The 12,893-nt window shown below is 62.9% G+C and carries 13 protein-coding genes; 12 read left to right on the top strand and 1 reads right to left on the bottom strand.

The window, feature by feature from the left end; translation table 11 throughout:
• The first annotated feature begins 9 nt into the window (after positions 1–9).
• The 12 genes from ACNQR1_RS35625 (at position 10) to ACNQR1_RS35570 (ending at position 10,932) form a co-directional block, all read left to right on the top strand.
• Entirely contained in the window at positions 10–873 is an 864-nt protein-coding gene (locus ACNQR1_RS35625; RefSeq protein ID WP_418050185.1) for a citryl-CoA lyase, read from the top strand.
• Positions 874–1,057: 184 nt separating this feature from the next.
• A complete protein-coding gene (locus ACNQR1_RS35620) occupies positions 1,058–2,593 on the top strand; it encodes a class I adenylate-forming enzyme family protein (RefSeq protein ID WP_418050184.1) in 1,536 nt (511 codons plus the stop codon).
• Positions 2,590–3,492, top strand: coding sequence for a nitrilase-related carbon-nitrogen hydrolase (locus ACNQR1_RS35615; protein WP_418050183.1), 903 nt, complete (start codon positions 2,590–2,592; stop codon positions 3,490–3,492). The genes ACNQR1_RS35620 and ACNQR1_RS35615 overlap by 4 nt, the downstream gene beginning before the upstream one ends.
• Positions 3,492–3,914, top strand: coding sequence for an acyl-CoA thioesterase (locus ACNQR1_RS35610; RefSeq protein ID WP_418050182.1), 423 nt, complete (start codon positions 3,492–3,494; stop codon positions 3,912–3,914). Before ACNQR1_RS35615 ends, ACNQR1_RS35610 begins: the two co-directional genes overlap by 1 nt.
• 358 nt (positions 3,915–4,272) lie before the next feature.
• On the top strand, positions 4,273–5,382 hold the full coding sequence (locus tag ACNQR1_RS35605; protein WP_418050181.1) for an APC family permease: 1,110 nt from the start codon (positions 4,273–4,275) through the stop codon (positions 5,380–5,382).
• On the top strand, positions 5,376–5,654 hold the full coding sequence (locus ACNQR1_RS35600) for a hypothetical protein (RefSeq protein ID WP_418050180.1): 279 nt from the start codon (positions 5,376–5,378) through the stop codon (positions 5,652–5,654). Before ACNQR1_RS35605 ends, ACNQR1_RS35600 begins: the two co-directional genes overlap by 7 nt.
• An 86-nt stretch (positions 5,655–5,740) precedes the next feature.
• Positions 5,741–6,499 (top strand): SDR family NAD(P)-dependent oxidoreductase, encoded by a 759-nt coding sequence (locus tag ACNQR1_RS35595; RefSeq protein WP_418050179.1) that lies wholly within the window; start codon positions 5,741–5,743, stop codon positions 6,497–6,499.
• Positions 6,500–6,678: 179 nt separating this feature from the next.
• Positions 6,679–8,121, top strand: a complete 1,443-nt coding sequence (locus ACNQR1_RS35590) for an aminobutyraldehyde dehydrogenase (protein WP_418050178.1) — start codon at positions 6,679–6,681, stop codon at positions 8,119–8,121.
• A gap of 2 nt (positions 8,122–8,123) precedes the next feature.
• Complete coding sequence (locus ACNQR1_RS35585; protein ID WP_418050177.1) at positions 8,124–8,495, top strand: hypothetical protein; 372 nt, start codon at positions 8,124–8,126, stop codon at positions 8,493–8,495.
• Positions 8,476–9,525: a tartrate dehydrogenase gene (locus tag ACNQR1_RS35580; protein WP_418050176.1), complete on the top strand. Its 1,050-nt coding sequence runs from the start codon at positions 8,476–8,478 to the stop codon at positions 9,523–9,525. Before ACNQR1_RS35585 ends, ACNQR1_RS35580 begins: the two co-directional genes overlap by 20 nt.
• A 552-nt stretch (positions 9,526–10,077) precedes the next feature.
• Positions 10,078–10,437 carry a helix-turn-helix domain-containing protein gene (locus ACNQR1_RS35575; RefSeq protein WP_418050175.1) on the top strand — a complete coding sequence of 120 codons (360 nt, stop codon included), beginning with the start codon at positions 10,078–10,080 and terminating at the stop codon, positions 10,435–10,437.
• 9 nt (positions 10,438–10,446) lie between these two features.
• On the top strand, positions 10,447–10,932 hold the full coding sequence (locus ACNQR1_RS35570) for a MaoC/PaaZ C-terminal domain-containing protein (RefSeq protein WP_418050174.1): 486 nt from the start codon (positions 10,447–10,449) through the stop codon (positions 10,930–10,932).
• A 142-nt stretch (positions 10,933–11,074) separates the two neighbouring features.
• Here the strand turns inward: ACNQR1_RS35570 and ACNQR1_RS35565 are convergent, their stop codons facing one another.
• Positions 11,075–12,745: a PucR family transcriptional regulator gene (locus ACNQR1_RS35565; protein WP_418050173.1), complete on the bottom strand. Its 1,671-nt coding sequence runs from the start codon at positions 12,743–12,745 to the stop codon at positions 11,075–11,077.
• Positions 12,746–12,893: the final 148 nt, after the last annotated feature.

Genomic DNA, 12,893 nt, shown 5'->3' with positions numbered 1-12,893 from the left:
AACGGACACATGACGAAAAACGATGCAACCGAACGCTACTGGCGCACTGAGATAAGTGAGATCACGCCCGAGACGGTGTACATCCGTGGGTACAAGCTCGACGATCTGATCGGCGTACCGTTCACGGCGGCGGTCTACCTCATGATCAAGGGTCGGCTCCCAAGCCCACAGGAGACGAAAGTCCTCGATGCGGTGATGACCGGCGTGCTCGACTATGGCTTGGAGAAGTCCGGCACTGCGGCGGCGCGCTACGTCGTGTCGTGCAACCCGAACGTGCAGGCGGGTATCGCCGCCGCCGCGCTGAGCGCCGGCGACTATGGATTGGCCACTGAGAACACGGCGCGCTTCATCGGGGATACCTACGCGCAATACCAAGCATCCGGCGCGATGGACATGGACGACTTCGCCGCGCAGGTCGTCGCCGAGGCGCGAGCCAAGAAACAGCGCATTCCAGGATTCGGTCACCAGGTGTTCAAGAAGGTCGATCCGCGGGCTCAGATCCTGAAGAGGATCGCCGTGGAGGCAGGATTGTGGGGTGAACCGGTCCAGCTGTATGAGGCGGTGCATCGCGCGTTTATCAAGCTTCCGGGGCGTGAGGAATTTCCCATCAACGACGTTGCCGTCATCGCTGCGATCACCGTCGCGATGGGTTTCACGCCCGAGGAGTCGACTGCCCTGGCGATCCTGGGTACGCTCCCCGGCATCATCGCGCATGTCTCCGAGGAGTTCGCCTCGCGCAAGGTGCAGCGTCTAATCCCGCCGGCGACCGTCAACTACGACGTGCCCCGCCGTGATCTGGCGGCGGATCTGGTAGCGGCTGGTTGGCCGGCGTCGGAAGTGCCCGAGCCAGCTGGTACTGGGCTGGTCCGCTGACGGTCCTCGCCGGCCCTGCGAGTCACATCCGAGTTTGGAAGGCTCACAAGAATCGCGGCCATTTGTAGGGGTCTTGCCCATTTCGGTCGGCTCATCGTCGGCCTAGCGTCTGACTGTATGGCTTCGTCGGTGGTCGGAACCGCAGTCGTCACTAGCTACGTCGTTTTAGGAAGAGGGAACCCCAGTGACCGATCATCAACAACCTCCGGGCCGTGAATTCCTCACCGCACTGCAGACCGTCGCTTCCTCGCATGCAGATCGTCCCGCAATCGTCGACGACGAGCACTCGTGGACCTATGCCGAATTGCTCGAAGCCGTCGAGCGCAGGGCGCAGGCCCTGACAGCGGCTGGTGTGCAGTCCGGCGACCGCGTGGCGCTGGTTGCGGAGAACTCGGGCTTCTTTCTCGTCACCGCGTTCTCGGTGTGGCAGGTGGGGGGAGTGCTGGTAACGGTGTATCCGTCCTCGCCGATCGCTGATTTGAAGTACTGCCTCGACAACAGCGATCCGGTGCTGGTGTTGGCTGATGCGCAGACCGTTGGCGCCGTTGGGCAGGCCGTGCCCGCCGAACTGCCTGTCGTGGTCATCGACGAGCAGTTCGTCGTCGAGCGAGTCCGTGCCGGCCGGATGCCCAATCCCGAGGGGTTGCCCGCAGAGCTGAACCTCATTTGCTATTCGTCGGGAACGACGAGCCATCCGAAGGCGATCATGTTGTCTTCGGCAGCGGTGTTCAACGGCGCCGACGTGTACGCGCGCGTGTGGCGGCTCTCGACCGACGACAAGACCGTTGTTTGTCTACCCATGGCGTGGTTGTTCGGCCTCAGCACCACCTCGATGGCAACACTGTTGGGTGGCGGGACAGTCATCGCGCTGCGCCGCAGCCGTCCAGAGATGATCGTCGAAGCGCTCACCAAGCACAGGGTGACCTTCCTGGCTGGCGTGACGACCATGTTCGCCAAATTGGTGGCCTATCTCGGGCCGCTCGACGAGGACCGGCCGGACCTGACGTCGCTGCGGTTGTGCATATCCGGCGGCGAGCCGCGAAACGAGGTTGCGTTCGACCAGTGGCGGGACTTCACCGGGTGTCCCGTGCACGACACATTCTGCGCCACCGAATGCTTCCCATTCGTCACCTACGACCCCGTCTTGGACCCCGAGCCCATACCCGGCTCCGCGGGCAAGCTGGTGCCGGGATCGCTTGTGCGCGTTGTCGATCCCGATGGCAACGAGGTACCTGCCGGTGAGGTCGGCGAGGCGTTGACGACGGGTCCCGGGCTGATGCTCGGTTATTGGCGCGACGAGGAGCAGACTCGCGCGGCGGTGACACCAGATGGCTGGTATCGCACCAAAGACCTCGTCCGCATCGACGCGGACGGCTACGTCTACGTGACAGGGCGATTGTCCGACATGATCATCCGTGGCGGCAGCAACGTATCGCCCGCGGAAGTGGAGCGCGTCCTGCGCGAGCATCCCTCGGTACGCGATGTGTGCGTCGTCGGCTTACCCGACGATACCTACGGGCAACGTGTCGCAGCTGCCGTAGTGCCTGCTTCCGATGTTTTCGACGCCGAAGCAGTGACCGCGTTCGCCGCTGGCCAATTGTCTACCTTCAAGATTCCCACCAGCTACCACGTGATGGACCAGCTGCCACTCAACCCTCGTACCGAAAAAGTCGACCGCCGTCTCGTCGCAGAACAACTCCGCACCAAGGGAGCAGCATGATGTCCAGCCTCAGGGTCGCCACCACCAACTTCGCTCTGCGCGCGGAGACCAGTGTCGAAGGCTTGCTCAAACACATTGAGGGGCTGGTCGGTCGCGCGGCGGCAGCCGGCGCAGAGATGGTGGTGTTTCCCGAGTTCGCAAGCACCGGGTTGCTTGGCTCGATCAGCGATCACATCGTCACCGCGAAGACGGTCACCCCCGACTACCGAGACGTACTGGCACCACGCTTCGACGACATCGCCGACGGCGTCAAACGCCTTGCCCGACAGTACGGCATCGTGATTGTGGGTGGAAGCCACAACCGCATCGCCGACGACGGCTCGCTTCGTAACACCGCCGTCATCGCGCAGCCCGACGGCCGCGTGGAAACGCAGGACAAGATCCACCTGACACCGCCGGAACACGAGATGGGCGCGCGTGGTGGAGATGAGCTGCTCGTCACCCGCATCGGACCTTTCACCGCCGGACTTCTCATCTGCGCCGACATCCAATTCCCGGAACTCTCACGCTATCTGGTTCATCAGGGTGTTGATCTCATCATTTGTCCGTCGCTCACGTGGAACCGGCGCGGCGTGCACCGCGTGCGGACGGGTTGCCAAGCCCGCGCGATCGAGAATCAGCTCTATGTGGTCATGTCGCCACTTGTCGGTGATAGTGGTCTGCCCGTGGACGCTCCGCTGTATGCCGTCGGGCAGGCGCTCGTCTCCACGCCGGTGGACAAGACAGTCGGGATCAACGATGGGCTACTGGCCCTCTCGGAAGTCAAAGGTGAGGACATCTTGTTCGCCGAACTCGATCACGACATCTTGATAGCGTCCCGTTCGTTCCCGGAACCACCCGGCCTCTCGCTTCGCCGGACGGACTTGTTCGCCAAGCTGCGCGCCGAAGCCGACTTCTGATGGTGGTGGTGCTGCACCACCGGGTGCGTTACCACGAAAGCGATGCCCAGGGCTTCCTGTTCAACAGTCGCTTCCTCGAGATTGCGGATGTGGCGCTGACCGAATTCGTGCGATCGATCGGCTGGCCGTATCCGAAGCTCCTCGCTGCCGGCGCTGACCCATCGGTGATCAAAGCCTCGATTGACTTCGCCGCCCCAGCGAGGTTCGAAGATGTCCTCGACGTGGATGTGACGTGCTTGCGAGTCGGGTCGTCCAGCTTCGCTCTCTGCATCGGAATAACCCGCGACGACGTGCACATCGCCGAAGCAAACATGACCTATGTGAATGTCGACCCTGCTACCGCCGCGTCGCGACCCTTACCCGCCGAAGTAGCAGAAGCGCTGCGTGCCAGCTGTGACGATCTCATCGAAAGTTGTTCCTGAGCCACGCCTTAACGCCGCGTGCCAAGCGCGATACGCCGTCGTCACCTGTGACGACGGCATCTCGTCGTGCGCCCCGGCCAGGGTGCGCAATGCGTGACAACCCTTTGTGAAGACGCGCAAGTGCGGGCCAAACCTGCATGGTGTGAAGACTCCAGAACGGCTCCGCCCCCTATGGAGAAATTCCAGTTGTCGGTGTGCCTCGCAACACACACCCTTGACGCGCAGAAGACGTGCCGTGAGTCACAGTGACCGGCAAGGGACCTGCGCCGCCCGACTGAAGGAGAATTCATGTCAACTGTCTATCCCCCCGACGAACAGGTCCCGGTGTCATCAACCGCCCCCCCGCCTCACCGGCAACATGGGCGTCCTCCAGGTAGTCTTCACCGTCATCGCCTACAACGGGCCCATCGTGGTGTTCCTGGGCTTCATCCCAGTCTGCATCCTGTTAGGCCACGGGCTGGGCACGCCCGTGGCATACCTGATCTCCGGTGCCGTCGTCGCATTGCTCGCGTGGGGATTGACGACGATGGCGCGCCGTCTGCCGCAGCCGGGCGGGTTCTACGCATTCATCACCAAAGGGTTGGGCAAGACTCCCGGACTGGCCGCCGGATTCGCCGCGACGATGTGCTACTTCGTGGCGCTGCTGTCGGCATACCCGCTGGCCGGGGCCGGCTTGGCGACCATCGTTCACGGTGTGTTCAACGGTCCCGACATCCCGTGGTGGGTGTGGAGCATTCCCGTATGGATCGCCGCATCCATCCTCGGTTACCTCAGGATCGATCTCTCGGCCCGGGTGCTGACGACCTTCCTGTCGCTCGAATTGCTCATGATGATGGTCTATGACATTTCCGTCATCGCTCGCGGCGGCGCTCAAGGACTCAGCTTTGAATCCTTCAGCTGGAGTTCGTTGACGTCTGGATCGCTGGCCCTCGCGCTGATGCTCGGCATCGGCCTCTACGGTGGATTCGAAGCGCCGATCATCTTCCGCGATGAGGTGAAGGAGCCGAACAAGACCATCCCCCGGGCGTCCTTCCTGACCGTGGGTATCCTAGCGTCGCTGTACTGCCTGACCGCCTGGGTGTTCATCAATTCGTTTGGGGTGCAGGCGATCATGGCGGCCGTAGAGCAGGACCCGCTGAACGCCGCTTACGACAGCGTGCGTGCCAACGTCGGCTCGTGGGGCTTTGTGGCGGTATCGGTTTTGCTGTTCACTAGCGCGACCGCCCTGGTGTTCGCCGCGCACAACATCACGACGCGATACGCGTTCAACCTGAGCAACGATGGCGTTCTGCACAGGTCGCTAAATGTTGTGCACGAAAAGCACGGATCGCCGCACAAGGCATCCAACGCCGTTGCCGTGGCAAGCTTCGTGGGCCTTGTACCCCTCGTGGTCGCGGGCCTCAGCGGTGGCGTCGCGTACGGCAGGCTCGCCGGTCTGTACGCCTACACCTTCCTCCTCTCTTGTTGATCGGCGTCTCGTTGGCGGTGGGCGTATACCTGACCCGCCGCAGGGGCGTCGCGCCGGGGATCGCGTCCCTCTTGGTGTTCGTCTACGCGTGCGTAATCCTCTACCTGGCAACGACAAACTTCGACATCATCTCTGGGGCCACTGGCATTCTGGAGGTCGTCCTGCTCGGCATCATTTACACGGTGGTGATCGCAGGCGCTGTGATGGCGCTGTGTTTCCGGGTCCGAAAGCCTGAGGTCTACGCGCGGATCGGCCGCCAAGACACAGTCTGACCAATGAGTGCCGGGGCCAGGTTGTCCCGAACCAATGGCATGAATTGCCCGCGATCCCAACTTTCTCTGTTCAACGGAGGTGCAGCATGACAGATCTGAACGGCGCAGCAATTGTTACCGGTGGCTCGAAGGGCATCGGCTATGCGATAGCCAAACGTTTGAACCAGCAAGGTCTCTCGGTCCTCATTTGCTCACGCAACGGTGAGGAACTCGACCGCGCGGTCAACGAACTGGACGTGACAGATCGGCGGGTCATCGGAATGGTCGCCGATGTTGGTGATGCCGAGGTGTGTGAGCAATTGGTACAGCGGTGCGTCGATGAGTTCGGACGTGTCGACGTACTGGTCAACAATGCTGCGGTATACCTGGACTGCCACTTTCTCGATATCACCCATGCCCACTGGGATCAGCACCTCAACGTCGACCTCCGGGGGCCGGCACTGTTGAGCGTCGCCGCAGCCAGACAGATGAAGGACCAAGGCGGCGGGCGCATCGTGCACGTCTCTTCGGACAACGCGTTGGCCGCCGAGCCGGATTTCACCGCATACAACGCGGCCAAGGCTGCTTTACTGGGATTGACAAAGTCGATGGCCGTCGATCTTGCGCGCTACAACATCCTGACCAACTGCGTACTGCCAGGCTGGACGCGCACCAGCTTGACTGAGGAGTACTTGGCCACCATGACCAAGGAAACGCTGGAGAAGGTCATCCCGCTAGCCCGGGCCGGCGAGCCTGAGGACATCGCAGAAGTCGTTGCGTTTCTGTGCGATCCTCGCGTCACATATGTTCTGGGGCAGGCCATCTCGGTTGACGGCGGTCTTCTGGTTAAGCAGCCCACACCGTAATAGTTTCACTGAGCGCGCCAAGTGGCCCCGCTGCGCCAGTGCTATTCGGCATTGTGCACGCTCACGAACGCGGCGCGGATCAGTTGGAAGATGACCAATTGATGGGTTCAGGCTGAGTCCGCAGACTCGACGACAAATCCCCGTGCGGGCTTGAACTCTGCTGTGAAGAGAGGTATTTCGTGACATCGCATACCGAGCTCGCCCCGGAGGGCGGCCTGCGTGACCACTGGCGGGCCGACGCCGCGGATACCGCGACGTTCGAGGTCGCCAACCCTGCGACGGGAGCGCCGATCGACGTGTTCCGTTGCGCCGATGCCGCGGAGGTCAACCGTCACATCGAGGCGGCTGTTTCTGCGTTCCGTTCGTGGAGTCGAACCACACCTGCCGAACGTGCCAATCTGCTGCTGCGCCTTGCCTCAGCGATCGAGGCGCACGCCGACGAACTCGCAGCGCTCGAATCTACGAACGTGGGCAAGCCGCTCGCCGCCGCAGCAGAAGAGGTCACTGGTGCGGTGGATGCGTTGCAGTTCATGGCCGGCGTCGCCCGCACCTCCCATGTGGAGGCCGTGGGTGAGTACGTGTCGGGCAGTACCTCCATGGTGCGACGTGAACCCCTAGGCGCGGTCGCGCTGATCACGCCGTGGAACTTCCCGTTGATGGAGGCCGCATGGAAGATCGGGCCGGCTCTGGCCACTGGTAACACAGTGGTTCTAAAGCCCTCTGAGCTGACGCCGATCACCACGTTGCGGCTGGGTGATCTCGCGAAGGGCATTCTGCCCGACGGCGTGTTGAACATCGTCCTCGGCGCCGGCGATACCGGGCGTGCTCTGGTGGATCACCCTGATGTGCGGCTGGTGTCGGTCACGGGTGCGGTCGCGACGGGCAAGGCGGTCGCAGCCTCGGCCGCTCGGACCCTCAAGCGCGTTCATCTTGAACTCGGCGGTAAGGCGCCGGTGCTGGTCTTCTCCGATGTCGAGGGCGTTACGGCGGCAGCACGAGAGTTGGTGCAAGCAGCATTCGGCAACAGCGGCCAGGACTGTTGCGCCGCATGCCGGGTGATCGTCGAAGACGCCGCCTACGACGATTTCGTCAGTGCGTATTGCCAGGCGGCCGCCGAACTGACGGTCGGCGATCCCACAGATTCGGCAACCCAGATCGGTCCGGTGATCTCCGCCGTGCATCGCGAACGCATTCGCGGTTTCGTCGACCGGGCGCACGAAGCCGGCGCGCAAGTGCTTGTGGGCGGAAAGTGCGATGACAGGGACGGGTTCTTCTATCCCCCCACTGTCATCACAGACCTCACCCAGGACGCCGAGATCATCCAGAGCGAGGTGTTCGGTCCTGTTGCGACCATTCAACGTGCGAGGGGAGACGACAGCATGCTGGCGATGGCCAACGACGTCCCGTACGGATTGGCGGCCAGCGTGTGGACTTCCGATCTCCGGCGGGCGATGCGATTCAGCAGAGACCTGCAGTTCGGGACCGTCTGGATTAATCAGCATTTCGGCACGGCAACCGAGATGCCGTTCGGCGGGTTCGGCGAGTCGGGCTACGGCAAGGAACTGTCCGCGCACGCCCTCGACGAGTACACCCAACTCAAGCACATCATGATCAAGGAGTAGCGGTGACCAGTGGATACCACGCATCGGTGGACTCGACGAACGCCGAAGCCCGCGAGCGATTTGGACTCCTCCTCAACGCGGCGATCGTCGACGGGGAATACCCAAGTCCTGCAGACGACCTACGACCACTAGCGGCCGCCGCAGTGGCGCGCGTGGCCCGGCAGCATCCCGATGCCACACCTGCGGACATCGCCTCGGCCTACGACATCTTCGACCACGAGCAGCGAGATATTGCGCTGGCCAGGGCTTGGCCGGCCTCTCGGCGGGCCAGTTGTCATTGCGGCGCCGATCACCGTAAGCCGTTTCGCCGCAGCAACCCTCACCCCCTACTTCCACTAAAGAAGGTCGTTACCGATGAGTGCCTACACCATTGATGTAATCGCCGGAGATGGTATCGGCCAAGAGGTCGTCCCCGCCGCTATCCGCTGCATCGACGCGGTCGCCGCAGCCGAAGACTTCACCGTCACCTGGCGCCATCGCGACTGGGGGTCTGCGCGCTACCTTCGCGAAGGGGCGATGATGCCGGGCGACGGTCTCAGCCAACTCGCCGACGGCGACGCGATCTTCCTTGGCGCCGTCGGCCATCCGGATATTCCGGACCATGTCTCGCTATGGGGGCTCTTGATCCCGATCCGGCGAAGCTTTCTGCAGTACATCAACTTACGCCCGGTGCGGCTCTTGCCCGGGGTAGGTTCGCCATTGCACGACGCGGGCTCGATCGACTGCGTCATCGTGCGCGAGAACGTTGAGGGCGAGTACTCCGAAGTAGGCGGCCGGGCCTACCAGGGGCGGCCCGAGGAAGCGGCCTTCCAACAGGCGCTGTTCACCCGCGTCGGCGTCGAGCGCACTGCTCGCTACGCCGCCGAACTGGCGCTGCGCCGCCGCGGCTATGTGGTCTCGGCGACCAAGTCGAACGGATTGCTGCACTCGATGCCGTTCTGGGACGAGGTGGTCGCCGCCGTTATCGGCGACTACCACGATCTCACGCTAGAGTCGGTGCTGATCGATGCGCTGGCCGCACGGGTTGTTCTGCGACCCAGCTCATTGGACGTGATTGTGGCCTCGAATTTGTTCGGAGACATACTGTCTGACCTCGCAGCGGCCGTTGCGGGATCGATCGGTGTGGCACCGTCCGCCAACCTCAATCCCGAGCGCAAGTACCCGTCGATGTTCGAGCCAGTGCACGGATCGGCGCCGGATATCGCCGGCAAGGGCATAGCCAATCCCGTCGGACAATTGTGGGCCGGGGCAATGATGCTAGATCACCTGGGCCAGTCGAGCGCCGCGCAGCGTCTGACCCGCGCTTTCGAAGAGGTGATGGCCGCTGGCATCCGGACCGTGGACCTGCAGGGCAGTGCAAGCACCCAGGAATTCACCGAGGCTGTCCTCGACGCCGTGGCCTGAACGCGGGCAGCCAACCGCCGCTGGTCGTGCCGGCGGCGGTCCCGTGATGCGGCTTCAGCGCTACGGTAAGTCAACGCTGCCGTCGAAGATCTCGTGGGATACATAGATAACTTCACGTGCTCTCGCGATGCAATGTGCTCTGTTTACTTCCGTCGAAAGGCGCCGACGGGTCATTGGTAGAGGCCGCGCAGCCGCCCGGTAGCAGCGACGCGTTCCACGGCAGACAGAAGGCCACGGTCCATAGTGGAACGGCGAGATGTGCAGCGTGTCGCCGTCGCACGGCCAGCCCCAGGCTGACGGGCTTACCTGTGATGACACCGAGCAAAGTGTGACATTGTTCGACGAAGTAGGTGTACACGATCCACGGCATGGTCTGATCGATGGTGCCGACGTCGGGGCGGGGATGTCACAGGTGGGTGCGGTCCATCTGTGACATATGCGTTGACGCTGCCCTATCGGGTGGCCGGGCTGGTCCTCGGCGTGCTCAGCAGTCGCGCAAATGATCTGGTTCGTAGAGGGCCGCTCGGTCAACGCGCGACCCATTAATGGGCTGTGTTCCGCGCGGGGCCATCGGGTCCGGAGCAGCGAAAGCTACTGCGTCGCTCCGTGAGTCGCCTTGGATCCGTGCTAAAGGGGGCGCACGGACTCGCTATGCATCGCTACACGGCCGGTAACAGACTTTCGGAGTCGAAACCGATACTCAGCCGATCGCTGGACAACCCGCAGGTGCGGTTCAGAGTGTGGATGGCTCTACAGGCCTTCCCGACTGGGCAGGTGCAGGGCGGCCGAGTGCCGATCCCGTGTGACCGGCCTGCGGTAAATCTTCCAAGGGTGAGTGCGGTTTTCCAGTGTCTGCACAATGCTGGGTTCGGCCGAAGTCTTGCAGACTCGAAGGGAGTCTCACCGCCTTGAAGGAGAACCATGACGCAAGCAGTGTCGGCCACGTCCAAACGAGAAGACGCCGACGGGATGTATCTCGATGACTTCGAGGTCGGCCAGAGTTGGACATCTCCGTCGCGCACCATCACCGACGCCGATGTGGTGAACTTCGCCGGCATCTCTGGTGACTACAATCCGCTGCATACCGACGAGGAATTCGCGAAGAAGACCCAGTTTGGTGGCCGAATCTTCCACGGCCCTGGGGTGTTCGCGATCGCTACGGGCCTGGAATCCCGACTGGGGATCAAAGAGGGAACCGCGATTGCTTTCCTGGGCATGACGTGGTCGCTCAAGGATGCCGTCAAAATCGGCGACACCATTCACGTCGAGCAGCAGGTGGCCCAGGTTCGCCCGTCTGTATCCAAGCCGGACCGCGGAATCGTGACGTTCGATGTTCAGGTGGTCAACCAGAACGGCGTGGTCTGTCAGGACGGGCAGTGGATGGTGATGTTCGAGCGTAGGGCCTGAGTCCCGGCGTGGCCCTCCGAGATGACGACGTTATTCGGGGGGCCTGCGCCGAGCGCAGGTGGCTGATCTCCATCTATTTGTACCAACCGGATGTCCAAGAACACCAGTGTCCCGAAATGCCTGTGCGACGTAATTCCTGGCTCTAGCCGTCTCCCATGATCACGCCGAGCGAGGGCTCGCCAGATGGGTAGTCGGTGGGTGCGCCGCTGACTGCGATGTCGGCGGCCTGTGGCCCGCCGCGCCCTGGACGAGCCGGTTTCGTCCTGCGGGTACGCAACCAGCCGCTGAGGTCCAGGGCCGTCAGCGCCAGGAAAACAGAGGCGATGTCGCCGGCGTCTTTCAGATTCACTTCGAGCGCAGCCTCGAACTTGGACAGCCGATACCGCAACGAATTGTGATGGATATGGAGTTCATCGGCGGCCGCGATGATGTTCTGCCCATGGTCGAAATACGCCTGCAATCCTTCGACGAGAGAGTCTCGCTCAAGGATCGGCGCGAGGTAGCCGGCGGCGCGCTTCGCCATGCTGTCGAGCCCTACATCGGAGAACAGTGCCGTCGCGAAATCGAAATCCTCATAGCACATCGCGGCTGACTGAGACTCGGTGCGGCGCAGGGTGCGGACCGCCAGCTGAGCATCATGGTAGGAATCGGCCGCGTCCGCGACGGCGGCGATCGCTCGGCCGATCCCGCGATGCACTCCCGTCAAGCCGGGCTGATCGGCGAGTAGGCTGCAGATCTCCGCCGTGTCAGCCTGCACCAGCAAAACCACTGCGTGGTCGCGCACGGTGAACAGGTGAGCAACTCCCGCTGCGGCCAGCGCCGCGCCTGCCGCAGCGGCCAGCCGTTCCAGCGCGTCGGTCTCCTTGACCCGGTTGACTGATCGCATGGGCCTGATGGCGACAGCACGCAACGGATTGCCGAAGGTGATCCCCAACCCAGCGATGCGGCCGGCGAGTTCGGGTTCATCGCGGCTGGGCCGCAGCGCGAGTGCTTGCTCGAGCACTGTGGCGCGGATCGCCCGTTCCTGGGCCCGCGACACTGTGGTCATCCGGCGGTTCACCTCGATCAGCGTCGCGGCGATGTGCACGGCCGAGATCGCGTAGGGGTCCGGGAAAGGCTGGCGGCGCGCAGTGGCGATCAACCAACCGAGATGTTCATCGGGGCTGTCGGAGTCCACCAGGCGGGTCGCCACGCCGTGCCAGCCGTCGACATCGATGATCTGCGACTCGGACGCAGTCTTGCCGATCTCACTGAACAGCAACGACAACGGGGCTGGGCCGGTGGCGTGCAGCGCATCGCCGTGGCGGTCGATCAGCACGATCGTTGCGTTACACACCCGTTTCAGTCTCGCCATGATGCTGTCGATCGGCGATCGGTCCGAGAGCGCTTGACTCAGGGTGCGTTGTAACGATGCCAATCGTCGTGAGATCGACTCATCGGCGGTCTGGGTGGCGCGCGCAACGGCGGCGATGACGTCAGCGGACGCCCGCGGATTCTCGACCACCACAATGGCGTGCTGACGGCTCTTTTCGGCCAGGAATGTCGACACCGCCTGATTCGCTGGGGCCGCCACCGCCACCATCCGAGGCTGCTTGCTTCGCAACAACGGCTGCAGGATTGCGGTGTCGGTGACGGGTGCTGGACAGACGATCAGAAGGTTATCGCCGTCGGGGGGCGCGTCCGAGGCTAACCAGATGACCGCCGCGCTCACCGAGCTGTTCAGCCACATTTCGTTATTGCCGATCAAGCTCGCGGACGGGCCCAGTTCGGCGAGCACCATGCCCAGCGTGCATCCCGACGTAGCGTCAGCCATCCGTTCCGCCCCTCAGTTCTTCGTTCCGAGGAGAATACCGACCTGGGTTGGCCAGGGAATTGGAAATAATCCAGCATGAATCAAGCAGGTGTTGGAATACTTCCCATTGGGCGGACGTCCGCTGATGCCGTAGCTTCCTATTCGACAG

The sequence above is a fragment of the Mycobacterium sp. 48b genome, assembly GCF_048282725.1.
In the GTDB taxonomy this organism is placed as follows: domain Bacteria; phylum Actinomycetota; class Actinomycetes; order Mycobacteriales; family Mycobacteriaceae; genus Mycobacterium.
This window is presented reverse-complemented; position numbering and strand designations above follow the sequence as displayed.